This window comes from Janthinobacterium sp. LM6 (genome assembly GCF_002002885.1).
Lineage (GTDB): Bacteria > Pseudomonadota > Gammaproteobacteria > Burkholderiales > Burkholderiaceae_D > Janthinobacterium > Janthinobacterium kumbetense.
Map to the genome: position 1 here is coordinate 3,199,040 of NZ_CP019510.1, position 26,210 is coordinate 3,225,249.

The 26,210-nt window shown below is 64.1% G+C and carries 24 protein-coding genes; 18 read left to right on the top strand and 6 right to left on the bottom strand.

What is annotated here, in order from left to right; translation table 11 throughout:
- Positions 1–41 precede the first annotated feature (41 nt).
- Complete coding sequence (locus BZG29_RS14095) at positions 42–1,157, bottom strand: mechanosensitive ion channel domain-containing protein (RefSeq protein ID WP_077403814.1); 1,116 nt, start codon at positions 1,155–1,157, stop codon at positions 42–44.
- 238 nt (positions 1,158–1,395) lie between these two features.
- Here BZG29_RS14095 and BZG29_RS14100 point away from each other — a divergent pair, with 238 nt between their 5' ends.
- From BZG29_RS14100 to BZG29_RS14110, 3 genes are read left to right on the top strand one after another with little or no spacing between them, the layout of a single operon-like run.
- Positions 1,396–3,687 carry a trehalose-6-phosphate synthase gene (locus tag BZG29_RS14100; protein ID WP_077403817.1) on the top strand — a complete coding sequence of 764 codons (2,292 nt, stop codon included), beginning with the start codon at positions 1,396–1,398 and terminating at the stop codon, positions 3,685–3,687.
- Positions 3,687–4,448, top strand: coding sequence for a trehalose-phosphatase (gene otsB, locus BZG29_RS14105; RefSeq protein ID WP_077403820.1), 762 nt, complete (start codon positions 3,687–3,689; stop codon positions 4,446–4,448). The genes BZG29_RS14100 and otsB overlap by 1 nt, the downstream gene beginning before the upstream one ends.
- A 3-nt stretch (positions 4,449–4,451) precedes the next feature.
- Complete coding sequence (locus BZG29_RS14110) at positions 4,452–6,281, top strand: glycoside hydrolase family 15 protein (protein WP_077403823.1); 1,830 nt, start codon at positions 4,452–4,454, stop codon at positions 6,279–6,281.
- 176 nt (positions 6,282–6,457) lie between these two features.
- Here BZG29_RS14110 and BZG29_RS14115 read toward each other — a convergent pair whose 3' ends face one another.
- Positions 6,458–7,390, bottom strand: coding sequence for a LysR family transcriptional regulator (locus BZG29_RS14115; protein WP_077403826.1), 933 nt, complete (start codon positions 7,388–7,390; stop codon positions 6,458–6,460).
- A gap of 116 nt (positions 7,391–7,506) precedes the next feature.
- Between BZG29_RS14115 and mdcA the strand changes: the two genes are divergently transcribed.
- From mdcA to mdcH, 9 genes are read left to right on the top strand one after another with little or no spacing between them, the layout of a single operon-like run.
- Positions 7,507–9,183, top strand: coding sequence for a malonate decarboxylase subunit alpha (mdcA, locus tag BZG29_RS14120; RefSeq protein ID WP_253192577.1), 1,677 nt, complete (start codon positions 7,507–7,509; stop codon positions 9,181–9,183).
- A 23-nt stretch (positions 9,184–9,206) separates the two neighbouring features.
- Positions 9,207–10,073 (top strand): triphosphoribosyl-dephospho-CoA synthase, encoded by an 867-nt coding sequence (locus tag BZG29_RS14125; RefSeq protein WP_253192899.1) that lies wholly within the window; start codon positions 9,207–9,209, stop codon positions 10,071–10,073.
- On the top strand, positions 10,060–10,368 hold the full coding sequence (locus tag BZG29_RS14130) for a malonate decarboxylase subunit delta (RefSeq protein WP_077403829.1): 309 nt from the start codon (positions 10,060–10,062) through the stop codon (positions 10,366–10,368). Before BZG29_RS14125 ends, BZG29_RS14130 begins: the two co-directional genes overlap by 14 nt.
- Positions 10,365–11,219, top strand: coding sequence for a biotin-independent malonate decarboxylase subunit beta (locus BZG29_RS14135; protein WP_077403832.1), 855 nt, complete (start codon positions 10,365–10,367; stop codon positions 11,217–11,219). Before BZG29_RS14130 ends, BZG29_RS14135 begins: the two co-directional genes overlap by 4 nt.
- Positions 11,216–12,028, top strand: a complete 813-nt coding sequence (gene mdcE / locus BZG29_RS14140; RefSeq protein WP_077403834.1) for a biotin-independent malonate decarboxylase subunit gamma — start codon at positions 11,216–11,218, stop codon at positions 12,026–12,028. Before BZG29_RS14135 ends, mdcE begins: the two co-directional genes overlap by 4 nt.
- 54 nt (positions 12,029–12,082) lie before the next feature.
- Positions 12,083–12,511, top strand: coding sequence for a malonate transporter subunit MadL (madL, locus tag BZG29_RS14145; RefSeq protein WP_070288196.1), 429 nt, complete (start codon positions 12,083–12,085; stop codon positions 12,509–12,511).
- Positions 12,504–13,268 (top strand): malonate transporter subunit MadM, encoded by a 765-nt coding sequence (madM, locus tag BZG29_RS14150; RefSeq protein ID WP_077403838.1) that lies wholly within the window; start codon positions 12,504–12,506, stop codon positions 13,266–13,268. The genes madL and madM overlap by 8 nt, the downstream gene beginning before the upstream one ends.
- On the top strand, positions 13,268–13,876 hold the full coding sequence (locus BZG29_RS14155) for a malonate decarboxylase holo-ACP synthase (RefSeq protein ID WP_077403840.1): 609 nt from the start codon (positions 13,268–13,270) through the stop codon (positions 13,874–13,876). Before madM ends, BZG29_RS14155 begins: the two co-directional genes overlap by 1 nt.
- Positions 13,873–14,811, top strand: coding sequence for a malonate decarboxylase subunit epsilon (gene mdcH, locus BZG29_RS14160; protein WP_077403842.1), 939 nt, complete (start codon positions 13,873–13,875; stop codon positions 14,809–14,811). Before BZG29_RS14155 ends, mdcH begins: the two co-directional genes overlap by 4 nt.
- On the opposite strand, the gene BZG29_RS14165 is transcribed toward mdcH, so the two are convergent.
- Complete coding sequence (locus tag BZG29_RS14165) at positions 14,808–17,111, bottom strand: TonB-dependent receptor (RefSeq protein WP_253192578.1); 2,304 nt, start codon at positions 17,109–17,111, stop codon at positions 14,808–14,810. The genes mdcH and BZG29_RS14165 overlap by 4 nt on opposite strands.
- 322 nt (positions 17,112–17,433) lie before the next feature.
- A complete protein-coding gene (locus BZG29_RS14170; RefSeq protein ID WP_077409102.1) occupies positions 17,434–18,693 on the bottom strand; it encodes a PepSY domain-containing protein in 1,260 nt (419 codons plus the stop codon).
- A gap of 249 nt (positions 18,694–18,942) precedes the next feature.
- Here BZG29_RS14170 and BZG29_RS14175 point away from each other — a divergent pair, with 249 nt between their 5' ends.
- From BZG29_RS14175 to BZG29_RS14200, 6 genes are all read left to right on the top strand, one after another.
- The gene (locus BZG29_RS14175) at positions 18,943–19,773 is read left to right on the top strand and encodes an alpha/beta hydrolase (protein WP_077403846.1); all 831 of its coding nucleotides are present in this window, start codon (positions 18,943–18,945) and stop codon (positions 19,771–19,773) included.
- Between the two features lie 11 nt (positions 19,774–19,784).
- Positions 19,785–21,320, top strand: coding sequence for an ATP-binding protein (locus BZG29_RS14180; protein ID WP_253192579.1), 1,536 nt, complete (start codon positions 19,785–19,787; stop codon positions 21,318–21,320).
- A 525-nt stretch (positions 21,321–21,845) separates the two neighbouring features.
- Complete coding sequence (locus tag BZG29_RS14185; protein ID WP_251348942.1) at positions 21,846–22,199, top strand: hypothetical protein; 354 nt, start codon at positions 21,846–21,848, stop codon at positions 22,197–22,199.
- A gap of 321 nt (positions 22,200–22,520) precedes the next feature.
- The gene (locus BZG29_RS14190) at positions 22,521–23,042 is read left to right on the top strand and encodes a hypothetical protein (RefSeq protein ID WP_077403852.1); all 522 of its coding nucleotides are present in this window, start codon (positions 22,521–22,523) and stop codon (positions 23,040–23,042) included.
- Positions 23,043–23,055: 13 nt separating this feature from the next.
- Positions 23,056–23,460 carry a hypothetical protein gene (locus BZG29_RS14195; protein ID WP_077403864.1) on the top strand — a complete coding sequence of 135 codons (405 nt, stop codon included), beginning with the start codon at positions 23,056–23,058 and terminating at the stop codon, positions 23,458–23,460.
- A 67-nt stretch (positions 23,461–23,527) separates the two neighbouring features.
- Complete coding sequence (locus BZG29_RS14200; RefSeq protein ID WP_171985013.1) at positions 23,528–24,226, top strand: amino acid racemase; 699 nt, start codon at positions 23,528–23,530, stop codon at positions 24,224–24,226.
- Positions 24,227–24,275: 49 nt separating this feature from the next.
- On the opposite strand, the gene BZG29_RS14205 is transcribed toward BZG29_RS14200, so the two are convergent.
- The gene (locus BZG29_RS14205) at positions 24,276–25,493 is read right to left on the bottom strand and encodes an MFS transporter (RefSeq protein WP_034781463.1); all 1,218 of its coding nucleotides are present in this window, start codon (positions 25,491–25,493) and stop codon (positions 24,276–24,278) included.
- Between the two features lie 294 nt (positions 25,494–25,787).
- Positions 25,788–26,204 carry an SRPBCC family protein gene (locus tag BZG29_RS14210; protein WP_077403871.1) on the bottom strand — a complete coding sequence of 139 codons (417 nt, stop codon included), beginning with the start codon at positions 26,202–26,204 and terminating at the stop codon, positions 25,788–25,790.
- Between the last annotated feature and the right edge of the window lie 6 nt (positions 26,205–26,210).

Sequence of the window (26,210 nt, forward strand, 5' to 3'; positions counted from 1 at the left end):
GTAGCGGCGCGCGGGCCAGGGCAGCGCGCCGCAGGCTATTTTTACGCCTTGTACAACTGTACCGTATCGTTCTGCGCCTGCATGGCGTGCAGTTCGATGGGGTCGTGCGTGGAACGCAAGCGGGGCAGGCTGTGCGGATAATTGGTGGTGATAAAGGCCAGCATCTGCTCGCGCACGAGGCAGCGCAGCTCGAACGCCGTGCCCGAATCCACCGCGCTGATCAGAAAGCGCACGCGCACGGCCCGCTCGTTCGAATCCGTCGCCTGCACGGTGCAGACGCGGCCATCCCATTGCTTGGCGCCTTCGCAGATGCGCGTCAGTTCCGCGCGCAGGGGCTCGATCGGGACGCTGAAGTCCAGCCACAGGAACACCGTGCCCAGGATGTCCGAAGAGGTATGCGTCCAGTTCTCGAACGGATTTTCGATGAACCACTGCAGCGGCACGATCAGGCGGCGCTCGTCCCACACGCGCACGACCACATAGGTGCCCTTGATTTCCTCGACCGTGCCCCATTCGCCATTAACGATCAGCACGTCATCGATGCGGATGGGTTGAGAAAACGCAATTTGCAGCCCTGCAATGAAATTGCCGAGCACGGGACGTGCCGCGATACCGGCCACCAGGCCCGCCACGCCGGCCGAGGCCAGCAGGCTGGCGCCGATCTGTCTTGCGCCGGGCAAGGTCAGCAGCACGAAGGACACGCCCAGCAGGACGACGATCGCGTGCGCGCTGCGCGTGAGCACGCGGGCCTGGGTGATCCGGCGCCGCGCGCGCAGGTTGTCGGCCGCGTCGACGGGGTTGATTTCGGAAATCGTGATGGACAGCGACTCGATGCATTGCATGGCCAGCCAGGTCAGCGCGATGATCAGCGCCACGCTGGTGACATGCGATATGGCGACCAGGCCCGGCGTGTCGTCGGGCGCGCTGGCCAGCACCATGCGCAGGCCGAAGACGATCAGGCACAGCTGGCTGGCGCGGAAGGCCACGCGCGCCACGTTGCTGGCCAGCGCGTGGCCCTGGGCCAATCTTTTCAGCAAGCCGATGCCGGCCCGGTGCACGCCGATGGCGACCACGGTGACGAGCAGGGCGGAAACGAGCACGGTCAGCGCCGAGCGCAGCGGGCCTCCCATCAGCGAGTGGAACGTGCTGAGATCCATAGGCGAAAACTCCTTGTTTTTAAATGAAATGGATGTCGGAAGCGGTATTTTACGGGCAGATGGCGTAACGGGGGCGTGCGTTGCCGTACGGATAAGACCTGCATCAAGGTGGATACTGGAAGAAATTGCTGCGCTGCGCCATGCCACGTTGACGTTTCAATACGGAAAGCAAACGGGCGTCGCCGCAGTGGAAACATAGTCATACTTGCCATGCTTTTTGTTTTTGCAAAGGAAAACGATGATAGTACGATCACTGCGAATGTCCTTGCGCTTCATCCTGCCGCTGGCCCTCATGCTGGGGCTGTTTGCCTATATCGTTGTACCCCTGCTCGACAATATCACCCTGCGCTGGTATGTGCGCGACCTCGACAGCCGGGCCGAATTGCTCGCTGGAACCCTCCGCCCCTCGCTCACCGAATACCTGCCCGCGCAGGATGCCACGCGCATAGGTGAACTGTTCCAGGGCGCCACGCGCGACGAACGGCTGATCGCCATCGGCTTTTGCGACAATGCGGGCCACTTGCTGTACCAGTCCGCGCAATACCCGGCTTCCATCGGCTGCTGGAGCACGCCTCCCACGGGCGGCCTGTACAAATCCCTCGCGCAATTGCCGCAGGGCCAGGTCCACCTCAGCGAAACGCCCGTCATGCAGGATGCGTCCCAACTGGGACGGCTGGTGCTGGTGCAGGACATGAGCTTTGTCGAGCGCCGCAATACCGATACCAAGCGCTTCATCTTTGCCTTCCTGGCCGTGCTGGCCGTGCTCATTTCCCTGATGACCGTGTTCGTGGCCCACCTGAGCTGGCGCGGCTGGCTGTCGGCCGTGAAAGATATCTTGCGGGGCGAGTTGCTGCCGAAAAGCAATGGCGCAGTGGCCGCCGCCACGGCGCCCGCCGCCGCGCCCGCGCCGCCGCCGGAAATGCAGCCGCTGATCGGCGACTTGCGCGAATTGCTGCAGGAATACCATCTGGAACGCCAGGGCGATAACGGCTGGTCGTCCGACTGGACGCCGGACAAGCTGCGCGCGCTGCTGGAAGCGGACTTGCAGGGCGACCAGGTGCTCGTCGTGTCGAACCGCGAACCATATATCCACACCAAAACAGAGAGCGGGATCGTCGTGCAGCGCCCCGCCAGCGGCCTGGTGACGGCCGTGGAAGCCGTGATGCGCGCGTGCTCCGGCACGTGGATCGCGCATGGCGCAGGTTCCGCCGACCGCGAGACGGTGGATAAACTCGACCACGTGCCCGTGCCGCCCGATAACCCCAGCTATACCTTGCGCCGCGTGTGGCTGACGCAAGAGGAAGAGCAGGGATATTATTATGGTTTCGCCAATGAAGGCATGTGGCCGCTGTGCCATATCGCCCACGTGCGCCCCGTATTCCGCTCGTCCGACTGGGAGCAGTATGTCAAGGTCAACCGCCGCTTCGCCGACGCCGTGATCGCCGAGGCGAAGACGGACAACCCCGTCGTGCTGGTGCAGGACTATCACTTCGCCTTGCTGCCGCGCATGGTGCGCGAAGCCTTGCCGAAGGCGACGATTATTACCTTCTGGCATATCCCCTGGCCGAATTCGGAGTCGTTCGGCATTTGCCCATGGCGCGAGGAAATCCTCGACGGCTTGCTGGGCAGCACCATCCTCGGCTTCCACACGCCATTCCACCGCAAGAATTTCCTCGAAACGGTGGACCGCTACCTGGAAACCCGCATCGAGCCGGAAGCATCGACCATTTCCTACGGCGGCGAGATGACGCAGGTCGAGGATTACCCGATTTCCATCGCCTGGCCCGAGGACGACCCGGCGCAGCCCGACGTGGCCAGCTGCCGAGCGCAGATTCGCAGCGAGTTGGGCGTGGCACAAGACCACTTGCTGGGCATCGGCGTGGACCGCCTCGATTACACGAAAGGCATCGTCGAGCGCTTCCAGGCCGTCGAGCGCATGTTCGAATTGCAGCCCGGCATGGTCGGAAATTTCACTTTCGTGCAGATCGCCGCCCCCAGCCGCGCTTCGCTTGACGAATATCAAAGTTTTGATGCCCGGGTGCGCAAGATGGTCGAGCGCATCAACCGCCGTTTCGGCAGCGGCGACTACGTGCCCATCCTGCTGAAAGCCGAGCACCATGGCCAGGACGACTTGCAGCGCTATTTCCGCGCCTCGGAAGTGTGCATGGTGACAAGCTTGCATGACGGCATGAACCTGGTGGCCAAGGAATTCATCGCCGCGCGCGACGACGAGCTGGGCGTACTTGTTTTAAGTCAATTCACCGGCGCCGCGCGCGAGCTGCATGAGGCGCTGATCATCAATCCTTACCACATCGAGCAGGGCGCCGACGCCCTGTACCGTGCCCTGGTGATGCCGCCCGTGGAACAGCGCGAGCGCATGAAGAGCATGCGGGCCCGCGTGAAACATTTCAATGTCTACCGCTGGGCCGGGCGCATGCTGCTGGACGCGGCCCGTTTGCGCCAGCGCGACAAGGTCATGACCAAGATCGACGCCCACAGCCGCATCAAGCGGCGCAAGGGGATGATCTGATGGCCGATACCCCTGACGATAGCGCGGCCTTGCTGCAATTGCTGGGTACGCCCAGCACAGCCGTTTTCCTCGACTTCGACGGCACCCTGGTCGACCTGGCGCCCACGCCCGACGGCGTGCGCCTGGAAGCGGGCGTCATTGAGGCGCTGGCGCTGCTGGCCGAACGCCATGGCGGCGCGCTGGCCCTGATTTCCGGCCGTCCCATTGCCCAGATCGACGCCATGCTGGCGCCCCTGGTGTTGCCGGTGGCCGGCGTGCATGGCGTGGAGCGGCGCGGCGCCGATGGCAAGTTGCACGTGGCGGCCACGCCCGATGTGTCGCCCGTGCTGGCGCGCGCGCTGGCGCTGGCGGCGATGCATCCCGGCTTGCTGGTGGAGCAGAAGCGCGGCGCCGTGGCCCTGCATTACCGGCTGGCGCCGGAACTCGAACAATTGTGCATGCAAGAAATGACGGCGGCCGTGCAAGCGTGTCCGGGGATATTGCTGTTGCATGGCAAAATGGTTCTGGAAGCCAAGCCGTCCGCCACGGACAAGGGCGGCGCCATCGCCGCCTTCCTGCGCGAAACCCCGTTCGCCGGCCGCCGGCCCGTGTTCGCGGGCGACGACACCACCGATGAGGCAGGCTTTGCTTTTGTTCAACAAGCAGGCGGGCAGGGCATCAAAGTGGGCAACGGCCCCAGCGCCGCCACCCTGCACCTGGCCAGCCCGCGCGCCTTGCGCGCCGCGCTGCTGGCCGCGTCCGTATCCCCTTTCAAGGAGTAGCCGATGAGCATATCCAATGAACAAGCTGATGACACCCCCGGCGGCGCGCCCGCGCAAGCGTCCCTCAACTGCGGCGTGGTGGGCAATTGCGCCTTCAACGCCCTGATCGACCAGGCGGGGCAGGTCGTCTGGTCTTGCCTGCCCCGTTTCGATGGCGATCCCGTCTTCAACCGCTTGCTGGACGACACGAAAAACGGCAGCGTGTGGGCCATCGACATCGAGAACTTTGCGCGCAGCGAGCAAGTCTATGAACCGAACACGGCCGTGCTGCGCACGCGCCTGTACGACACGCAGGGGCGCGGCGTGGAAATCACGGATTTCGCGCCCCGTTTCCTCAGCCGCGACCGCATGTTCCGCCCGCTGATGCTGATCCGCCGGGTCCGGCCGCTCGACCACGCCGTGCGCATCCGCGTGCGGCTGCGCCCCCGCTACGACTGGGGCCGGCTGGCGCCGCAGATCACGCAGGGCAGCCACCACATCCGCTACGTGGGGCCGGAACAGACCTTGCGCCTGAACACCGATGTTTCGCTCAACTATGTACTGAGCGAAACGTATTTCGTGCTGGGCGGCACGGCCAACTTCCTGCTGGGCCCCGATGAAACCTTGGCCGGCGGCATCGACGAGACGGCGCGCATCTTCGAAAAGGAAACCATCAACTATTGGCGCACCTACACGCGCCGGCTGGCCGTGCCGCTGGAATGGCAGGACGTGGTCATCCGCGCCGCCATCACATTAAAACTGTCTTTATATGAAGACACGGGCGCCATCATCGCCGCCATGACCACCAGTATCCCGGAAGCGCCGGGCAGCAGCCGCAACTGGGATTACCGTTACTGCTGGCTGCGCGACGCCTTCTTTGTCGTGCGGGCATTGAACAGCCTGTCGGAAGTGGGCACGATGGAAGAGTATCTGCGCTGGCTGACGAATATCGTCGCCCGCTCGAAGGGCGGCCACATCCAGCCCCTGTACGGCATCGGCCTGGAAGAGCAGTTGCCCGAATCCATGCTCGATCACTTGCCCGGCTACCGGGGCAATGGCCCTGTGCGCGTGGGCAACCAGGCGCAGGAACACTTCCAGCACGACGTCTACGGCAACATTGTATTAGGGGCGGCGCAGGCTTTCCTCGACCACCGCCTGTTCCACCGGGCCGGCAAGGCCGAGTTTGCCGCGCTGGAAGCCGTGGGCGACCAGGCATTCCGGCTGCACGCGGAGCCGGACGCGGGCATGTGGGAGCTGCGCACGCGCGCCAGGGTCCACACTTCGTCCATGCTGATGAGCTGGGCCGCCTGCGACCGCCTGGCGAAAGTCGCGCACAAGCTGGGCTTGGACGACCGGGCCGACCACTGGAACAGCCGCGCCGTGCTGATCCGCGAACGGCTGCTGCGCGAAGCGTGGAGCGAAGAGCGCCAGGCGTTTGCCGAAAGCCTGGGCGGACGCGACCTTGACGCCTCCGTCCTGCTGATGGCGGAAGTCAACTTCATCGACCCCATGGACCCCCGTTTCATCGCCACCGTCGATGCGCTGGAAGCTTCGCTGTGCGACGGCCCCTACATGCGCCGCTACGAAGCGCCCGACGACTTCGGGAAACCCGAGACGGCCTTCAACATCTGCACTTTCTGGCGCATCGACGCCCTGGCGCGCATCGGCAGGAAGGACGAAGCGCGCAAGATCTTCGAAACGATGTTAATGGCGCGCAACCACCTGGGCCTGCTGTCGGAAGACACGCATCCCGTGACGGGAGAGATGTGGGGGAATTTTCCGCAGACTTACTCGATGGTGGGGTTGATCAACTGCGCGGTCAGGTTGTCGGCGCCTTGGGATAGTGCTATTTAAGTGCGGGCCTGGATCGCGGGCCTGAGAAAATGTCCATGGCTGCGTTGCTTGGGCTTGCCGTACATTCGTACTGTCTGCGCCCGCGCGCCTTGCCCTGGCCATTTTTCAGGCCCGCTGGGCCCGAGGTACCCGGGCTGGAGACTCGGGCCTTGGTTTGATTTGCCATTGTTTAGATATTAAGTCAAAGTTTTGGGTAACGCAGGTTCGCTACGCCCATACAACCTGCACTCCGCCGCCAGCGCCAGCAGATTCGGGTCGCGCTCGCGGCTGCTCTGCATCAGCAGGGTGATTTGCTGGTGCGAGCCGTAGCGCGCGTCCAGGGGCAGCAGTTCGATGCGCGAGCTGAAGGCGCGCACTCTGCCGGGCAGCAGGCTGTAGCCGATGCCGCCGCTCACCAGGTTGATCAGCGAGAAGATGTCGCCCACGCGCATCGCCGTGTCGGGCACGAAGCCGGCCAGCTCAAACGCGTGGTTGAAGCTTTGCGAGGTGACGAAACCTTCGCTGAGCGTGACGAATTTGTCGTTGCGCAACTGCTGCAAATCCACCGAGGCGGCCCCCGCATAGGGTGAGGCCAGCGGCGCGGCCAGGAAGATGTCGTCCTGGAACAGGGGCACGGCCACCAGGCCCGCATGCTGTTCGTCTTCCTGCACGCCGACGATGATGGCGTCCAGGCGGCCGTCGGCCAGGCTTTGCAGCAGTTCGCGATTCGAGCCCAGCGTCAGGTCGATGTCCAGGCCCGGGCGGCGCAGCTTCAGGGCGATCACCAGTTGCGGGATGCAGTGCAGGGTCAATGAATACAGCGAGCCGATCTTCAGGCGCACGGGATTGATGCCCGACATTTCGCGCACCTTGCGCACGCCTTCCTCGCATTCGGCCAGCGCGCGCCGCGCCGATTCGGCAAAGGTGTAGGCCGCGTGCAGGGGAATCAGGCTGCGGCCCTCGCGCTTGAACAGGGGGCAGCGCAAGCCGTCTTCCAGCGAGTGCAGGGCGCGGTGCACGCTGACCGTGCTCTGGCCCAGCGCATCGGCCACCCGCGCCAGGTTGTTCAATTCCATGAAGCTGAGAAATACCTCCAGCTTTTTCAAGGTAATTTCTTCGTTGATGGCCATGGCTACCCTTTTTAACGGCAGTTCATTAACTTCAGAGTAATGAACATGCTAGCAGATTGATTGTCGCGCTGGCGCTTTCGTTCTATCGTCTGGATTCGATAGCTCATTCCGGAGGCATGATGTCAACCGCCACAGCAGCGCCAGCGCAGCGGCAAAAACAATGGGACACGCGGCGCACCGAGAAACGCCGCCGCCTGGAAGCCGTGCGCCAATACGCGAACGGCCCCGTGCTGCAACAGGGCGACATGGTCGCCGTGCTCGAAGCGCTGCTTGCGCCGGGCGACCGCGTCGTCCTCGAAGGCAATAACCAGAAGCAGGCCGACTTCCTCGCCCGCATGTTGACCCAGGTCAACCCTGACAAGATCCACCATCTGCACTTGATCATGCCCAGCGTCAGCCTGCCCGAGCACCTGGACTTGTTCGAACGGGGCATCGCCCGCAAGCTCGACTTTTCCTTCGCCGGCACGCAAAGCCTGCGCATCGCGCAATTCCTGCAGGATGGCTTGCTGGAAGTGGGCGCCATCCACACGTATATCGAGCTGTATGCGCGCCTGTTCGTCGACCTGACGCCCAACGTCGTCATGGTGGCCGGCTACATGGCCGACCGCCAGGGCAATCTGTACACGGGCCCCAGCACCGAGGACACGCCCACCCTGGTCGAATCGGCCGCCTTCCGCGACGGCATCGTCATCGCCCAGGTGAACCAGATCGTCGACGATGTCAGCGACTTGCCCCGGGTCGACGTGCCCGGCTCGTGGATCGATTTCGTGGTGCAGTCCGATAAGCCGTTCTTCATCGAACCCTTGTTTACCCGCGACCCGCGCGTCATCAAGCCCGTGCACGTGCTGATGGCCATGATGGCGATCCGCGGCGTGTATGAAAAACACCAGGTGCAGTCGCTCAACCACGGCATCGGCTTCAATACGGCCGCCATCGAACTGATTTTGCCCACCTACGGCGAGCAGCTGGGCTTGAAGGGCAAGATTTGCCGCAACTGGGTGCTCAACCCGCATCCGACCCTGATTCCCGCCATCGAGACGGGCTGGGTCGAGAGCGTGCACTGCTTCGGCGCGGAGCTGGGCATGGAAGGCTATGCGGCCGCGCGGCCCGACGTGTTCTTCACGGGCCGCGACGGCTCGATGCGCTCGAACCGCGCCCTGTGCCAGCTGGCGGGCCAGTACGCGGTCGACCTGTTCATCGGCGCCACCCTGCAGATGGATGGCTTGGGCAACTCGTCGACCGTCACCAACGGCCGCCTGGCGGGCTTCGGCGGCGCGCCCAACATGGGCCACGACCCGCACGGGCGGCGCCACCCGACGCCGGCCTGGCTGGACCTGATCGAGACGGACGACCCTCTCGCGCGCGGCAAGAAGCTGGTGGTGCAGATGGTCGAGACGTTCCAGGACGGCGGCCAGCCGACGATCGTCGAATCGCTCGACGCCGTGGCCGTGGGCCAGGCCAGCGGCATGCCGCTGGCGCCCGTGATGATCTATGGCGACGACGTCACCCACGTGCTGACGGAAGAGGGTATCGCCTACCTGTACAAGGCCCGTTCGCTTGAGGAGCGCAAGGCCATGCTGGCGGCCGTCGCGGGCGTGACGCCCATCGGCCTGCGCCACGACCCGAAGACGACGGCGAAATTGCGCGCCGACGGCCTGATCGCGCTGCCCGAGGATATCGGCGTGCAGCGCGGCGCGGCGAACCGCTCGCTGCTGGCCGCGAAAAGCATCGCCGACCTGGTCGAATGGTCGGACGGCCTGTATCAACCCCCCGCCAAATTCAGGAGCTGGTAATGAGCGCAATGACGACGACGATGATGACGACAGTGCCGGTGCGTCAGCGCTGCGCCGCGCTGGCGCGGCAGGTGCTGCAGGCGCTGCTCGATGAAGTGACCCTGACGCCGAAACCGGGCCTGGTCGATTTGCGCAGCCGCGGCGCCCACACGGACTTGAACTGGGCCCTGATGTGCCACTCGGCCTGCGTGCTGGAGCCCGTGTTTGCCGCCATGGCGCAGGCAGGCTGGGAAAGCGGCGATGACGATGGCCTGCGCCAGCGCATCGGCGCCCTCGGCCGCGACGGCGAGGCGCTGATGCTGGCGGCCACGGGCGGCGTGAACACGCACCGGGGCGCCATCTGGGCCCTGGGCCTGTTGGTGACGGCAGCGGCGCTGCAGGGCGCTCGGGGCGCATCGCTGGCGCCGCACGCCGTGGCGGCGCGGGCTGGCGCGCTGGCCCGTTTGCACGACCGGGGGGCGCCTGCCGTCACCGGCAACAAGGGCGAGCTGGCGTGCCGCCAGTATCACGTCGATGGCGCGCGGGGCCAGGCCCGGGCCGGTTTTCCTCTGGTGACGGGCGCCGGGCTGGTGCAGCTGCACGCGTCGCGGGCGCGCGGCGACAACGAAACGACGGCGCGCCTGAACGCCCTGCTGGCCATCATTGCGCGGCTGGACGACACCTGCGTGCTGTCGCGCGGCGGCGAGGCGGCCTTGCTGGAACTGCAAACGGGAGCGGCACGGGTGCTGGCCGCCGGCGGCGCGGCTACCAATGCCGGAACGCAGGCGCTGCTGGCGCTGGAAGCGGCGGCGCTGGCGCGCGGCGTATCGCCGGGCGGCGCGGCCGATCTGCTGGCGGCGACCCTGTTCCTGGACAGATTACAAGAAGGAGAAGCGCATGGAAACGCGTGACTATACATTCCCCGCCGGGCGGCCGGCATCGGGGCGCGCGCTGGCCGGCGTCGTCGGTTCGGGCGACCTGGAAGTGCTGTTGCAGCCCGCCGGCGATGGCGTGACCCGCATCGTCGTCAACACCTCCGTCGACGGCAAGGGCGCCGTCTGGGATGCGCTCTTGCTGCGCGTCTTCGGCGGCGAGCTGCTGCCGGCGGCGAACATCGTCATCAACGATTGCGGCGCCACGCCGGGCGTCGTGCGCATGCGCATCGAGCAGGCTTACGAAGAATTGCAAGCGGGGAGGGCGGCATGAGCACATTACAACAACTGCTGGAGCGCGACAGCTTCATCGAACGGGGGGCGCGCAGCCGTGCCAAGGCCTTGCTGGATGCGGGCAGCATGCGCGAACTGCTCGATCCGTTCTGCGGCATCGCTTCGCCCTGGCTGCCGCAGCAAGGCGTGACGGCGCAGGCGGACGACGGCGTGGTGGTGGCCAAGGGGCTGTTCGACGGCCAGCCGGCCGTGGTGCTGGCCATCGAAGGCGCCTACCAGGGCGGCAGCATGGGCGAAGTGGGCGGCGCGAAGATCGCCGGGGCGCTGGAACTGGCGGCGCGCGACAACCGCCAGGGCGTGCCGACGCGGGCCGTGATCCTGTTCGAGACGGGCGGCGTCCGGCTGCAGGAAGCCAACCTGGGCCTCGCGGCCATCGCCGACATCCATGCGGCCATCGTCGACTTGCGCCGCTACCAGCCCGTGATCGGCATCACGGCCGGCACTGTGGGCTGCTACGGCGGCATGTCGATCGCGGCGGGCCTGTGCAGTTATCTGGTCGTTACCCGCGAGGCGCGCCTGGGTCTCAACGGGCCGGCCGTGATCGAGCAGGAAGCGGGCGTGGACGAATTCGACTCGCGCAACAAACCGTTCATCTGGAGCCTGACGGGCGGCGAGCAGCGTTTTAAGAGCGGCCTGGCCGACGCCTATGTGGAAGACGATACGGCGCAGATGCGCGCCACCGTGGCCGAACTGTTCGCGCGCGGCCTGCCGGATCGGCACCGCAGCAGCCAGGCGGACGGTTTTCTCGCTCGCCTGGCGCAAGTGGACGCCGGCCCGCAAGCCACGCCGGAAGCCGTACGTTTGATCTACAGCAAAGGAGCAGCAGCATGAACGCCATCACCGACACGAGCCGCGGCGCCGTCTGGCTGGCGGCCCTGACGCACAACGCTGCGCCGCTGGACGGCTATGCGCCTTCCGTGCGCGTGGTCGACGCGCCGCTGGCGGGCGAGCCGGCGCGCTATGTCTCCGTGCTGCCCGATCCGGACAACCGTTTTACGCGCGCCCGCACGGGAGAAATCGGCCTGGTCGAGGCGTGGCAGCTGGCGCGCGCCGTGCAGCAAGTGGTTCTCGCAGACCAGGCGCAGGCCGTGAAACGGCCCATCGTCGCCGTCATCGACGTGGCCAGCCAGGCGTATGGCCGGCGCGAGGAAGCGTATGGTATCCACCAGGCGCTGGCCGGCGCGGCGGGGGCCTATGCCGAGGCGCGCCTGGCCGGCCATCCCGTGATCGGCCTGATCGTCGGCAAGGCCATGTCGGGCGCGTTTCTCGCGCACGGCTACCAGGCCAACCGGCTGATCGCGCTCGACGATCCGCAAGTGATGGTGCATGCGATGGGCAAGGCGTCGGCCGCGCGCATCACCCTGCGCACCGTGGAAGCGCTCGAAGCGCTGGCCGCGACGATTCCACCGATGGCTTATGACGTCAAGAATTACGCCACCCTGGGACTGTTGTGGCAAACCTTGCAGGTGGCGCAGCCCGATGCGCCGTCGGAGCTTGATCTGGCGCAAGTGCGCGCCAGCCTGCAGGCGGCGTTGAATGATATCCGCGCCGATCCGGAACGGGGACTGGCCAGCCGCCTGGGCGCGCCGCACCGCCAGGCGTCGGCAAGAGTCAGGGAGGTGCTGGGGCAGCAGTGGTAGGTGCAACAACAGAGAAGACATCAAGTCATTCCTATTCCTATAACGGAGACAATCATGATCATTTACGGAACCGCATTGCTGGCACTGTGCCATTTGCTCGGCATCTTCCTGGGCGACCTGCTCGGGCAGTTGATGGGCGTCAAGACCAACGTGGGCGGCGTGGGCATCGCCATGCTGCTCCTGATCTGCGCCCGGCTCTATATGCAGCGCCGCGCATGGCTGCCGCAGATGACGGAGCGGGGCGTCGAATACTGGGGCGCCATGTATATTCCCGTGGTGGTGGCGATGGCGGCGCAGCAGGATGTGGTCGCGGCCCTGCGCGGCGGCCCGGTGGCCGTGCTGGCCGCCATCGGTTCCGTGCTCGTTTGCGGCGCCGTGATTTCGTTGATTAACCGGTCGGAAAGCCCTGCTGCCATCGCTGCCGCTGAAGCTGACCGCGTGCAAGCCGACTCGATGTTGATGAAGGAGCACCGTCATGCTTGAAATCTTTGAAAAAGCCGCCATCCACAATGGCCTGGTGACGGCCTTCGCCTTTGTCGGCCTGATCATGCTTGTCTCGGTGGCGCTGTCGAAATACCTGACCCTGGGCCGCGTGCACGGCTCGGCCATCGCCATCGTGATCGGCCTGGGCCTCGCTTACTGGGGCGGCGTGCATAGCGGCGGCCACAAGGGCCTGGCCGATTTGTCGCTGTTCGGCGGCATCGGCTTGATGGGCGGCGCCATGCTGCGCGACTTCGCCATCGTCGCCACGGCCTTTGAGGTGCAGGCGACGGAGGCGCGCAAGGCGGGCCTGATCGGCGTCGTGGCGCTGATGCTGGGCGTGGTGCTGCCGTTCCTCGTCGGCGCCGGCGTGGCCTGGGCGTTTGGCTATTCGGACGCCGTCAGCATGACCACCATCGGCGCCGGCGCCGTCACGTACATCGTCGGCCCCGTCACGGGCGCGGCCATCGGCGCCAGCTCGGACGTCATGGCCCTGAGCATCGCGGCGGGCCTCATCAAGGCCATCCTGGTGATGGTGGGCACGCCCGCCGCGGCGCGCTTTTTGCGCCTGAAGACGCCCCGTTCGGCGATGGTCTTCGGCGGCCTGGCCGGCACCGTCAGCGGCGTGTCCGCCGGTCTGGCCGCCACCGACCGCAAGCTGGTGCCGTATGGCGCCCTGGTGGCCACGTTTCATACGGGCCTGGGCTGTCTGCTGGGGCCTTCGCTGCTGTTCTTTGCCGTCAAGGCGGTGGTGGCTTGATGGAGGCCTGGCGCGCGCATGATTTGCTGTGGGTGTCCGGCTTGCCGGACGGTGCATCCTTGCCCGCCTGGCTTGATGCCGCGTGGCTGGCCGCCGCGCCGCTGGTGGTGCGGCGCGCCAGCACCTCGCCAGGGCGCATCCCCGTCGGTGCGCGCGGCATGCTGCGCAGCGAGCGGCAGGCGTGCGAAGTGGACGCTGCCGCCGTCGTGCGCCGCGTGACGCCGGAAACGGTGGCGAGGATGCCGCTGCCTGATCTTTCCTGCGCCGCGCTGGACGCATTGCGGCAGGTGGCGCCGCTGCTCGACGCCACGGGCTGGGCCTGGGGGCCGACGGGCGGCGTGGGCTTTGCCCTGGCCAGCCGCTTGCCCGTGCTGCGCCCGGACAGCGACCTCGATCTCGTGCTGCGCATGGCCGCGCCGCCGGACGCCGTGCAGGCCGAGGCCCTGCGCGCCATCGCGGCGACTGTCACGGCGTGCCGGCTGGATCTGCAGATCGACACGGGCCATGGCGGCTTTGCGTATGCCGAGTGGGCGGCGGGGCGCGGCAGGGTGCTGCTGAAGACGGACCACGGTCCCGTGCTGACGGCCACGCCGTGGGAGCCGGCATGAGCGTATTGTTTACCTTTCCCGGCCAGGGCGCCCAATACCCGGGCATGCTGCACGCGTTGCCCGGCGACGCGGCGGTGGCCGATACCCTGGCCGAAGCGGCCGAAGTGCTGGGTGGCGATCCTTTGGCGCTGGACACGGCTTGCGCGCTGGCCTCGACGCGGGCCGTGCAATTGTGCTTGCTGATCGCGGGCGTGGCGATGGCGCGCTCCCTGGCGGCGCGCGGCGCGCTGCCCGACATGGTGGCCGGCTTTTCCATCGGCGAGTATGCGGCCGCCGTCGTCGCCGGCGCGCTCGATTTTGCGGATGCCGTGCGCCTGGTGGCGCGGCGCGGGCAGTTGATGGAACAGGCGTATCCGGCCGGCTACGGCATGGCGGCCATCGTCGGACTTGATCTGGCGCAACTCGAACCGTTGCTGGCGCAAGTGCATGGCGCCGCCACGCCCGTGTATGTCGCCAACCTGAATGCGCCGCGCCAGATTGCCATTGCCGGCAGCGAGCCCGCCTTGCAAGCCGTGATGGCGCTGGCCCTGGCGCACGGCGCCGGCAAGGCCAGGCGCCTGGCCGTCAGCGTGCCGTCGCATTGCCCGCTGCTGGACGGCGCGGCGACCGGCATGGCCGCCGCTTTTGAGGGAGTGACCGTGCGCCGCCCCTCGCTCGTCTACCTGAGCAGCAGCGCCGCGCGCGCGCTGTTCGACCCGGCCCGCATCCGCGACGGCCTGGCCGCCAACATGGCGCGGCGCGTGCAGTGGACCAGTACCGTACGCCTGGCGTGGGAGCGGGGCGCCCGGCTGGCGCTGGAAATGCCGCCGGGCAGCGTCCTGACGCGGCTGACGGCGCCCGATTTCACGGACGGCGTGGCCGTCTGCTGCGAAGGCAACCGCGGCGACAGCGTGCTGGCGCTGGTGCGGCGGGAGCGCAACGGCGCCGTGCCTTAAAGCCTGGCGCTCAGGCCCACCTGGAAGCCTCGGCCCGGCAGGGGCGCGATGTATTTCAGCGGGGAATTGTGCGGCCTGGCATCCGCGTCGAGCAGGTTGCTGCCGCTGATAAACACGTCGATGCCTGCAAACGGCGAATTGGCTACCTGCAGGGCGCGGCTCAGCTGGAAATTCACCATGGTGTAGCCGTCGAGCGGCACTTCCTCGCTGACACTCTTGCCCAGGTACTTTTGCTTGTCGTAGCGGGTGCCGGACAGCCTGGCCTTCCACCCCTTGTTTTCCCACTGCACATTCGCGCCATAGCGGTTGGTGGGCATGTTGGGCAAGTATGCGCCGTCGTTGTGCGCGCGCAGCTTGTCGGGATTGTCCGCCTTGTTCTTGACGAGGTCGGCGAATGCGGACAGGTTCAGTTTTCCGTAGCCGCCAAGCTGCACGACCTGGGAGGCGTCGACTTCGAATCCCCTCACCGTCGTATCGGTCTGCTTCCAGTACTTCAGGGGCAGGCGATTGGCCATCTGGGCGCCCGAGTGGCCAAGGTAGAGGTAGTTCTCGTACTTCATGACGTAGCCGGTGGCCGACAGCTGGAAGCCGCGGTTGGCGAACAGGCCGGTGAGTTCCGTATTCTTCGCGCGCTCGGCCTTCAGCTTCTGGTTTCCCTCTTCCTGGGTCATGATGGAATAGTGGCGGTTGCTCGCATACAATTCATTGACGTCGGGCGCTCTTTCCGACGATGCGTAGCGCAGCTTCGCGCCGAACAGCTGGCCCAGCTTGGCCGAGGCGCCCAGGCTATAGCTGTTCAGGCTGAACGACTTGTCCTCGAGTGTGGAATTGCTTGCATTTCTCGACGTCTTGAAGCCGCTCTTGCGTATCTCATGGTCCACTTTTTCATGGCGCAAGCCGGCATCGAAGGTGGCCCAGTCGACGTCCAGGCTTTCCTTGAGGAACAGCGCGCGGCTGACCGTGTTCGCATCGGGAAGGTAGCGCTGCGGCCCGCTGCCGGTGATATCCCGGGATTTGTGGCTCAAGCCAAGCAAGCCGCTCAAGGGGCCCGCGCGCCGGTGCGCCAGCAGAAGCTCGGCTTGATTGATGTCGAACTGGTAATCGTTCGCCTTGGTGGAACCCAGGCGCTCTCCCGACGCATTGTTCAGGCGTGACATGCGCAATTGCACGCTTTCAAGATACGCAACGGGGCTGGACAGCTGGGCTTCCAGCGCATATTTATCCTGCTTGATCACGACGCCGACGGGCAACCCCTCGTCATAATTCGCGCCGAACGACTTGTTTTCCATGGAAAAGCCCGGCACGCCATACTCGCTTTCCTTGGAGTCGAGACTGACCGCCACGTAGCCCTGGTCGAAAAAGTAGGTGGTGCCGACGGCAAAGTGGGCATTGCTGGCATGGCTGTTGCCCAGCGTGCCGTGGTAATTGGGGGTGACGTCCTTGTTGATCTTGTTTTGCGCCGTCGATGGCGTACCGGGCACGTAAGCGGGGTTGGCCGGGTTGACGTAGGTCTTGCGTTGCCAGACGGAGGTCGGCTGATTCGTATAGAAGGAAAAATCACCGTCCGCCCAGTCCGGATTTTCCTTCATGAACTGGTCGATAAACGGTTGCGAAGCCTTGTTGTAGATTTGCTGGATGCGCGCTTCCTTCTGGCAGCTGTCGGCCAGGAAGGTGTTCACGCCGCCCTTCAAGGGGAACAGCTGGCTGTTGCACACGCCGGCCTTGCTGTTGCCGGGAATATCGTAATGCCCGATCTTCTGGAAGGACAGTTGCAGATTGGTCGAGAAGCGCTTGCCATCGTTGAAGTTGACGCGCAAGCCTTGCGCGTCGGCATCGTTGAAGCCTTTGCGCAGGACCAGTTCCACGTCCTTTTCTTTGGTTTCCATCTTCCTGGAAATGAGGCCGGAATCGACATCGACGCTGCCGCCGATGGCATTGCCGCCGAAACGTACGCTGTCGGAGGATTTGTTCACCGTCACGCTGCGCGCGAAAAGCGGATCGAAAGGGATGTTGATGTCGCCGCTGAGGGCATTCATGCCGAGGATGGACTGGCCGTCTTCGAGGATCTGCACGCGGCTGCCGCTCAGGCTGCGGATCACCGGCGCGCCGGCATTCGGCCCGAAGGCGCTGCTTTGCACGCCCGAGACATGTTCGAGCATGCCGCCCAGGGTCCGGTTCTGGGCTTGCGTATTCTCGACGAGGACGACGCTGTCGATGGTGGAAGGCCGGTCAGCCCGGACCTTGATGGTTTGCAGGGTGACGTCGTCCGCCGCGTAAGCGAGCGGGGCAGTGGACAGCATGGCAGCTGCGAATACGTGATGGCGCATAGGACTTTCTAAAAAGGCGGAAGGTGGTGCTGGACGCAGGCCCAGCGCGAAGGTGTAAATGCAAGTTGGTTGCAATAATAGCTTGCGCTTGATGCTATTGCAAGTAAACTGCATTTAACGATATTCGCGGGCCGGCGCGCGGAACCAGCGCAGCGCAGGCGGCCGGCATGTGCCGGCTACTGGGTTGTAAAGTGGGGAGGTGTGATGCTCTTGGGCGTTGCGCGTGATCAGGCCGCTGGCAAGGTGTGCGGCGCAGCCTGCATTGGTCCGCCTGCGCCGTGATGGAGTCGCTGCTTCAGGTAAAGTTCGCCGGCTTTTTCGCCTGCAACCGGCGCGCGCGCCGTTTTCTCTCCCAGATGACGATGCCCGTCACGGACAGCATGGCAACCATCAGGCCCATGCAGGACATCAGTATGCGTCCCGGCAAGCCGAGGATGCGGCCCGAGTGCAGCGGGAATTGCAGTTGCACGAAAACATCGGCGGCCGTACCTTCCCACGGCTTGTGCTGGCCGATGATGCTGCCGTCCATGCCGTCGACGTACAGGTTCGACAGGCCCATGCCGGCCGCGCCGAATTCGTCGGCCGGGTCGAAGAACGAGACGTTGTAGAAGGAATAATTGCCGCCATAATAAATGCCGCCGATGGGTGCCGTGATGCCGCGCTGTGCGGCTTGCTTTTTAGCAATTTCCACCGCCTGCCCGAAGCCGATCGCGGGCGTGATGTAGCTGCCGTAGGGCGCCGGCATCTGCGTTTCGTACGGTCCCGGCGTGGTGGTGGAAACGAGCGACATGACGGGATAAAACACTTCGCGGTACAGGTTCAGCGAGAACGAGGTAAACGCGACGACGATAATGATGACCCACACCCACAGTCCGCCCGCGCGGTGCAGATCGAAATTGAGCTTGTAGCCGCCGGCCGCCCAGCGCAGCACCCACGACGGTTTCCAGCGCTGCCACCAACTGGCGGCGTCGCGGTGGCGCGGCGCCTCGTCCTGCGCGCGCGGGCGCAGGCGGCGCGGCGTGGTCAGATAAAACGCCACCATGCTGTCGAGCAGCCACACCAGGGCCACCGTCCCCATCAGCCAGTAACCCCAGCGGTCCGTGCCCCAGAAGGCGGGCACGTGCAGGCTGTAGTGCAGGTGGCGCAGGAACGGCATCAGGCTGCGGCGCGACAGGGAGATGGCCGTCGAATCGCGCGTGCCAGTGATCTGCGCCGTGACGGGGTCGATGTAGACGGTGTTGTAGTCGAGCACGAACGGCGTGTTCGTGGCCGGGTCCGTCAACGGGCGCACCATGAAGGCGGCCGCATGGCCTTCTTCCAGGCCCAGGGTCATGTAATTGACTTCCACGCGCGGGTCGGCGGCGGCGACTTTTTGCGCCAGCACAAACGGTTGCTGCAAGGGACCGCGGCCCGGCGTGTCCATGATGTCGGCGTTGAGCCATTCGTCCAGTTCGTGGTCCCACGACGTGACGGCGCCCGTGAGGCCCGCGACGATGAGGAAGAGGGCGATGGTCAGGCCGGCCCAGCGGTGTATGACAGTCCAGAAAGCGCGCATGCGGTACAAACCTTCAACATAAAACCGGCTTGTTGCCGCCAGCAGGCGCCGTGGCGGCGCACAGGAAGAGCCAAGGACGGGCCCGGTATAGGCCTGACATTTTTGATAATGGGAATCGTTCTCATTATCCGCCCGGGCGTGGCGTTTGTCCAGTGCCAATGGTGTTGCCCAGAGTCAAATGGCGCATGCTAAGATGCTAGCAAGAAGTTAATTTACATTCCACATGGAAATATTCAAGGCTGAGGCGGCATGCGCATAGAAGACCGGAACAATGTCCGCATCCGCGAATGCAGCGGTGCGCCGCAGGCGGGCACGGCTGCCACCATGGTCTTCATGCATGGCTTTGGCTGCGACCAGACCATGTGGCGTTACCTGGAGCCGCTGTTTCGTGCGCGCTACCGCACCGTGCTGTTCGACCTGGTCGGCAGCGGCGCTTCCGACCTCAGTGCCTATGATTTCGATAGCTACGCGCGGCTCGACGCGCATGGCGCCGATTTGTGCCAGGTCATCCATGCCGTCGGCGGCGCTCCCGTGATTTGCATCGGCCATTCCGTCAGCGCCATGAGCGCCTTGCTGGCCAGCATCGCCGAGCCGGAGCTGTTCGCCGCGCAAGTCATGCTGGCGCCGTCGCCGTGCTATGTCGACGATGCGGCGGCCGGCTATCGGGGCGGCTTCAGCCGTGCCGATATCGACGACTTGCTTGATGCCATGGACAGCAACTACCTGGGCTGGTCCGCCGGCATGGCGCCTGCCATCATGGGTGCGCCAGGGCAGCCGGCGCTGGGGCAAGACCTGGTGAACAGTTTTTGCCGCACCGACCCCGTCATCGCCCGGCATTTCGCGCAAGCCACGTTCTTGTCCGACCACCGCGCCGTCTTGCCGCATAACAGTACGCCGGCCCTGATCGTGCAATGCAGCGACGACTTCATCGCGCCACCTTGCGTGGGCGAGTACCTGCGTGAAATGTTGCCGCACAGCACCCTGCACGTGCTCGAGAATGTGGGCCATTGTCCGCACATGAGCGTCCCCGACGCCAGCTACCGCGCCATCCGCCACTTTCTCGACGGCCAACACCTGTAATGCGCGACTCGATGCCTTCCTTGCCTGACGCCAGCACCTTGTTCCAGCACGCGGCCTGCGGCTTGCTGCTGTGTACGGCCGACGGCACCATCGTGCAGGCGAACGCCACCTTTTGCGGCTGGCTCGGCTATGGTGCCGGGGAGTTGCTCGGGAAAAAGAAACTGCAGGACTTGCTGACCATCGGCGGGCGCGTATTCCACCAGACGCACTGGCTGCCGCTGATGCAGGTGCAGGGCAGCGTGTCGGAAATCCTGCTCGACATGCGCCAGCGCCAGGGGCAGTCCATTCCCATGCTGTTCAACGCCGTGCGCCGCGAACATGATGGCGTGCGTTATGACGAGATCGCCGTCTTTGTCGCCAGCGACCGGCGCAAGTACGAACAGCAGCTGCAACTGGCGCGCAAGGAAGCTGGCGAGCTCAACGAGCAACTGGCGGCCGCCGACCGGCGCAAGGACGAGTTCCTGGCGACCCTGGCGCACGAGCTGCGCAATCCGCTGGCGCCCATGCGCAATGTGCTGGAAGTGTTGCACCTGGCGCAACTGGACGACCCGCAGTTGCGCTGGGCCCGCGACGTGCTGGGCCGGCAAGTGGGACACATGACGCACCTGGTCGACGATCTGATGGAAGTGTCGCGCATCACGCAGGGGCGTCTGGAACTGCGCCGCGCCAGCGTGGAACTGGCGCCCGTGGTGGAGGCGGCCCTGCACAGCGTGGCGGAACTGGCGGTGCAGTCCGGCCACAAGGTGCTCGTGGAGCAATGGCCGCAAGCCATCTGGCTCGACGCCGACGCCACGCGCCTGGGGCAGATGGTCGCCAACCTGCTGACGAACGCCATCAAGTACACGCCCGCCAACGGCGTCATCGGGCTGGAAGTGGCATGCACGGACAACGACGTGCACATCAGCGTGCGCGATTCGGGCATCGGCATCGCGCCCGAGCACCTGGACACGGTGTTCGAGCTGTTTTCGCAGCTGGAACCGGCCCTGTCGCGGGCGCAGGGAGGCCTGGGCATCGGCCTGTCGCTCGTGCGCGGCCTGGCCGAGTTGCATGGCGGCAGCATCAGCGCGCACAGCGATGGCGTGGGGCAAGGCAGCACCTTCGCCTTGCGCCTGCCGCTGCCCGCCGTGCCCTTGCAGGCGCCGCCCGAACCCAACCGCCGCTTGCTGGCCGGCACGCGCGAAGGTAAGGTGCTGGTGATCGATGACAGCGCCGACGCGGCCGAAAGCCTGGCGCTGGCGCTCGACATCCTCGGCTATGACGTGCGCACGGCCTACGACGGCGCGGCGGGCATGGCGGCGGCGCAAGTTTTCATGCCGCAAGTTATCCTGCTCGACATCGGCTTGCCGCACATGAATGGCTACGATGTGGCGCGCCTGTTGCGCAGCCAGCCCTGCGGCAAGGACGCCATCCTCGTGGCCGTCACGGGCTGGGGCCAGGACAAGGACCGCCAGATGGCGTCCGACGCGGGCTTTGATTTGCATCTCACCAAGCCCGTGGATTTTTATGAGCTCGATGCGGTGTTGCAGAAGATGCTGCAAACTACCTGAGTTTCCGTAGCGCCATCCTGCCCGCCAGCGGCGACCATCACATCCCCTGTTTTCTTTCTTTTCATTATCTGTTTCCGTTGATATACCTCTATTGTTTGCGGTAAATCAAACACGGAATTTCAATGTTATGAATAAAAGAAATTTCATTTAAAAATTAAATGTTATTAATGGATAGATTCTAAATATTATTTAAAAATAATTTGACTTGCGAAAACAAACGAAATATCCTCACTTCGTGGTTGCGGTAATGAGGGTCAAAAAACATCATTGGTCATCATGCGTATTATCTTATCGATAGATTTGGTGATTTATTGATATATTTTGTGTATTTTTAATTGATACATTTGGCGTATTTTTATGCACCAATGATGGAGTCCGATTACGCCGCGAGCGCTGCCGGAAACCTGAATGGGTCTTCATTATTTCATCGCACAAAGGATAGTTGTAATGTTTAATTCCATTCCAAATAGGGGTAAAACCATGGCAACAATTAATGTACTGGTAGCGGTCAATGTTGGTCAGGCAGTGGCACAAAAAAATCTGAGCAAGTACGTCTTCATGGTCGATACGACCGGCTACTCGGGCAATGGCAACGAAGGCGGCAATGAACTGGTGACAACGTGCAAGAACGGCGACACCATCGTCTGGAACGTGAGCTCGCTGGACCCGGCCGAGCAAGTTTCCATCCACAACTTCGATGGCACGGCCATCACCAGCGGCATGATCAATCCGGCGCCTTACCCGCAATATGACAGCACCGTATGGGGTGGCCGCGTCAATGCCAAAGGCAGCAATGTGCAATATACGATAACCTTGTTGTTGGCGGGCAATACTCTGCTGACCTTCGATCCATTCATCGTGGCGTCGAATCCGCAATAATCGGGCAAGGGCCATGTTCGGCATGCCGCGCGCATGGCCTGTTTGTTTTTATGTTTCTTAAAAAGAATACTTTCCCGATAAACTTTAGATTTGATATTTCAAATTGATTTATTGTTTCCATTCTCCTCAATAATTGCCCCGCTGTGCGGCACTATAGTGAATTGTTTCCCCTCTCTTTCATATCAAAGCATGCTCCCCTTCGTTTCAATCCTTATCCCCTGTGTGGGCTTTGCACTGTCCATCGTATAATATGTCCGCAACAACCATCCTTTCAGGTGCCGGGCACCGTTTATAGCAGCGACGCGCTTGCGAAGAATAACAATGGAACAATTGACAGAACTTGAGGTGGAATGCTTCCGGCTGCGCCATGGCGATGGCCGGGCGGACCGCTGCGTGGACTGGGCCGTGGAGCGCTTGCGCCTGGATCAGGAGGGCGACGACCTGAATATCGTGCTGCTGGCCAGCGCCCGGGGCATGGACGAGGTGCTGCCGCTGGCCGAGGCCATCATCGGACGCTATCGTGGCGACGCGCGCCTGGAGGAACAATTCCTCGCCGGCAAATACCTCGTCGAACTGCGCGCCGCCTACCTGGCCGGCAGGGAAAGCGTGCAATCGCTGGACGCCAAGCTGACGCGCTTGTATCCGGCACTTGGCTATCCCGACTGGCTGGTCATGCTGAGCCGCAATTGCGAGTATGCGACGGACGTGCCCGACTTTGAGCAGCCGTTCGAGCGGGAGCTCGATTACGTTGCGGGCTTGTGGGCCGAGGCCGGTAATGTTGCCGAGTTTGAGCAGCAATATTCCCGCGAGATGTCGAACCGGCACGATGTGAGCGCTACCTGATGCAGAACGCACTATGAAGAAAATCGATATCTTTGTCTGTTCCGAGGCCGAGATGCGCGCATGTGCCAGCTGGCAGGCGGCTTTCACTGCGTTTCCCGTCACCGGCATCACCTTGCCCGGCGAACTGGATTTTGTGTCACTCGGGCAATTATTGACGCAGTCGGCAGCGCCTGCCCTCCGGCCGGCGCCGATGCAGGGGCGCGAGCTTTACGTGTTTACGGACGCCATGGCGCAGGCGATCGGGAGCATGGCCGACGACGACTTGTCGGATATCGCGGTGGCGTGGTCAAAAACCACGCCGTGGGCCGGTTCGGATATCAATCCCTTCGATCCGGCCGGATTTCTGATGGAGTTGCAATCGACCTGGCATCAATCCGCCACGCCGGACAAGGCGCTGTTTGCGTGGATCGACGCCTAAGGTCGGCATGCGCGTGGCGGGCGGCCGCTATCGTATAATTTGCGCAATTCTTTTCGCTGGAAATAATGTGCAAAACAAGACAATAGGTTTACTTGGCGGCATCGGATGGGCTTCGACCCTGGAATATTACCGGCTCATCAATGAAATGCTGGTGGCGCGCATCGGGCCCGCGCACAGCGCGCGCATCATGCTGGTCAGCATGGACCAGGCCGATTTCGTCGCACACGCAGCGCAGCCCGATTCCCATGCCATCGAGCAATTCCTGATCGGGGAAGGGCAGCGCCTGCAAGGCATGGGGGCGGACTTCTTCCTGCTGTGCGCGAATGGCGCGCACCGTTTCGCGCCGGCCGTCGTGCCGCGCATCGGCTTGCCTTTTATCAGTATTGTCGAGGAAACGGCAAAGCGGGTGCAGCAGTCGGGCATACGCAAGGTGGGTTTGCTTGGCGTCAAGCAGACGATGGCAGGGAGTTTTTACCACCAGGCGCTGGCGCAGCGCGGCATTGCCACGGTGACGCCCGTGGCGGCCGACCAGGATATCCTGCACGACATCATCTACACGGAGCTGGTGCAGAATATCTTTACCGACGCCAGCCGGAACATTTTCCTGGAGATTATCGGGAAACTGCTGCTGCAAGGCGTGCAGGGCGTGATATTGGGCTGCACGGAGATACCGCTGCTGATCCAGCAGGGCGATGTGGACTTGCCGCTATTTAATACCACGGCCATTCATTGCGAGGCGGCGGTGGCGTTTGCCATCGAAGATTAAGCGCTGGCAACAGAGCGGCTGCCTGGGCAGGCTGCCGCTCTCGTCATCATCAAGCCGGCTGCGCGCCGCCCACATTCCGGCTGCGGTTTTCCACCAGTACGGAAATGCCGAGCACGACGATGCCGCCGCAGGCCAGCATGGCGCCCACCCAGCCCGTCGAGCGTAAACCCATGCCCATGGCGATGGCGATGCCGCCGGCCCAGGCGCCCAGCGCGTTGGCGATGTTGAAGGCGGAGTGGTTGAGGGCGGCCGCCACGGTTTGCGCGTCGCCGGCCACGTCCATCAAGCGCGTCTGTACGGCCGGGGCGACGGCGATGCCGGCACCGATGGCGAACAGGTTGATCGCCGTCAACCAGACATTGCTGCTGGTATAAGTAAAGGCGGCCAGCGCGGCCACGTTCCACAGCAGCACGCCGAAGATGGTCCACAGGCGCGAGCGGTCGGCCAGCCAGCCGCCGATCAGATTACCCACCGTCATGCCGATGCCGATAATGGCCAGCAAGATGGAAATGACCAGCGGCGACACTTTCGTCACTTCCAGCAGGGTTGGCGTAATAAACGTGTAGACGGCGAACATACCGCCGAAGCCGATCGCCACCATCAGCAGGGTCAGCCACACTTGCAGGCGGCGGAACACGCCCAGTTCGCGGCGCGGGCTGGAATCGCCGGCGGCGACCATGGGCACGAAGATGCGCACCATCAGCATGGTCAGCAGGCCCAGCGCGGCGACCAGCAAGAAGGCCGAACGCCAGCCCAGGGTCTGGCCGATATACGTGGCCAGCGGCACGCCGAAGATATTCGCCACGGTCAAGCCCATCAGGACGCGGGCCACGGCCTGGCCGCGCCGGTCCGGTTCGGCCAGCGCGGCCGCCACCAGCGCCGCCACGCCAAAGTAGGCGCCATGCGGGATGCCGGCCACGAAGCGGGCGACGACCAGCAAGCCGTAGTTGGGGGCGATGGCGCTGAGCAAGTTGCCGCCAGCGAACATCAGCATCAGACAGATCAGCATCAAACGGCGCGGCATGCGCGCCAGGAAGATGGTGATCAGGGGCGCGCCGATGACCACGCCCAGCGCGTAGGCGCTGATCATGTGGCTCATCTGCGGCAAGGTCGTGCCCAGGTCGTCGGCGACCACGGGCAGGATGCTCATGGAGGCGAACTCGCCCGTGCCGATGGCGAGACCGCCGATGGCCAGGGCCAGGTCGGCGTATCCGGCGCCAAAAGGCGCGGTGACGCGCGGAATCAGGGGATCTACGGAGGCGTGCATGTTCTTGTTAGTTGGGTAAAGAATGACAGGGCGGAGGGGCGCGCAGTGGCCCAGCCGGAGGTGGCAATGCGCCACCAGAGTCGACGGATGGCCGGTATTTTCGGGCTAGAAGAGCTGCCCAAAGACAACATTGTAAGAGATTCGGGCAAGCTCTGCAGGGCGCCGGCTAAAATCTGCTGCACTGCACACAGCAGCGATTGCTCTTGTTGTTAACGATAACACGGAATCTGCGCGATTCCGCCACAGGAGGAGCGAAGAAAGCCTGGCTGTGGCGGAAATGGTCTTCCTTGCGTATTACTTCGCTAACGATTGCTGCAGTGCTTCCAGGCCCGCCACATAAATGCCGTGGAACAGGTCCGTCACTTCCTGCTCGCTCACGCCCACGGGCGTGAAGCGGCCCGACCAGGTGACCCGCGCGCCCTCGCTGCCGGCAAGTGGTTCCACTTTCAGGGTGGACAGGTAATCGGTGGCGGGAAACGGCGCTTGCAGAATCGAATAGCTGTAGCTGCGCGCCGTGTTGTCGTACGCTTCGAGCTGTTCGACGATGACGTCGCCGGCCGGGTTGGCCAGGTGGCGGATGCGCCCCCCTGCGCTCAAGGTGCTGCTGGGAATATAGGGCAGCCAGTCGGGCAGGGAATTGAAACCGCCGATCAGTTGCCACACTTGCGCCGGCGTGGCGGCGATGTCGATGGAAGTAGTGGTATGGGCCATGGTGTG

Excerpts from the sequence above, each read along its gene's own strand:
- mdcH (WP_077403842.1), top strand. The coding sequence starts at position 13,873 with ATGAGCGTATTGTTTACCTTTCCCGGCCAGGGCGCCCAATACCCGGGC.
- BZG29_RS14095 (WP_077403814.1), bottom strand. The coding sequence starts at position 1,157 with ATGGATCTCAGCACGTTCCACTCGCTGATGGGAGGCCCGCTGCGCTCG.
- madL (WP_070288196.1), top strand. The coding sequence starts at position 12,083 with ATGATCATTTACGGAACCGCATTGCTGGCACTGTGCCATTTGCTCGGC.
- BZG29_RS14135 (WP_077403832.1), top strand. The coding sequence starts at position 10,365 with ATGAGCACATTACAACAACTGCTGGAGCGCGACAGCTTCATCGAACGG.
- BZG29_RS14130 (WP_077403829.1), top strand. The coding sequence starts at position 10,060 with ATGGAAACGCGTGACTATACATTCCCCGCCGGGCGGCCGGCATCGGGG.
- mdcA (WP_253192577.1), top strand. The coding sequence starts at position 7,507 with ATGATGTCAACCGCCACAGCAGCGCCAGCGCAGCGGCAAAAACAATGG.
- BZG29_RS14125 (WP_253192899.1), top strand. The coding sequence starts at position 9,207 with ATGACGACAGTGCCGGTGCGTCAGCGCTGCGCCGCGCTGGCGCGGCAG.
- mdcE (WP_077403834.1), top strand. The coding sequence starts at position 11,216 with ATGAACGCCATCACCGACACGAGCCGCGGCGCCGTCTGGCTGGCGGCC.
- madM (WP_077403838.1), top strand. The coding sequence starts at position 12,504 with ATGCTTGAAATCTTTGAAAAAGCCGCCATCCACAATGGCCTGGTGACG.
- otsB (WP_077403820.1), top strand. The coding sequence starts at position 3,687 with ATGGCCGATACCCCTGACGATAGCGCGGCCTTGCTGCAATTGCTGGGT.
- BZG29_RS14100 (WP_077403817.1), top strand. The coding sequence starts at position 1,396 with ATGATAGTACGATCACTGCGAATGTCCTTGCGCTTCATCCTGCCGCTG.
- BZG29_RS14180 (WP_253192579.1), top strand. The coding sequence starts at position 19,785 with ATGCCTTCCTTGCCTGACGCCAGCACCTTGTTCCAGCACGCGGCCTGC.
- BZG29_RS14195 (WP_077403864.1), top strand. The coding sequence starts at position 23,056 with ATGAAGAAAATCGATATCTTTGTCTGTTCCGAGGCCGAGATGCGCGCA.
- BZG29_RS14190 (WP_077403852.1), top strand. The coding sequence starts at position 22,521 with ATGGAACAATTGACAGAACTTGAGGTGGAATGCTTCCGGCTGCGCCAT.
- BZG29_RS14110 (WP_077403823.1), top strand. The coding sequence starts at position 4,452 with ATGAGCATATCCAATGAACAAGCTGATGACACCCCCGGCGGCGCGCCC.
- BZG29_RS14115 (WP_077403826.1), bottom strand. The coding sequence starts at position 7,390 with ATGGCCATCAACGAAGAAATTACCTTGAAAAAGCTGGAGGTATTTCTC.
- BZG29_RS14170 (WP_077409102.1), bottom strand. The coding sequence starts at position 18,693 with ATGCGCGCTTTCTGGACTGTCATACACCGCTGGGCCGGCCTGACCATC.
- BZG29_RS14205 (WP_034781463.1), bottom strand. The coding sequence starts at position 25,493 with ATGCACGCCTCCGTAGATCCCCTGATTCCGCGCGTCACCGCGCCTTTT.
- BZG29_RS14175 (WP_077403846.1), top strand. The coding sequence starts at position 18,943 with ATGCGCATAGAAGACCGGAACAATGTCCGCATCCGCGAATGCAGCGGT.
- BZG29_RS14210 (WP_077403871.1), bottom strand. The coding sequence starts at position 26,204 with ATGGCCCATACCACTACTTCCATCGACATCGCCGCCACGCCGGCGCAA.
- BZG29_RS14165 (WP_253192578.1), bottom strand. The coding sequence starts at position 17,111 with ATGCTGTCCACTGCCCCGCTCGCTTACGCGGCGGACGACGTCACCCTG.
- BZG29_RS14155 (WP_077403840.1), top strand. The coding sequence starts at position 13,268 with ATGGAGGCCTGGCGCGCGCATGATTTGCTGTGGGTGTCCGGCTTGCCG.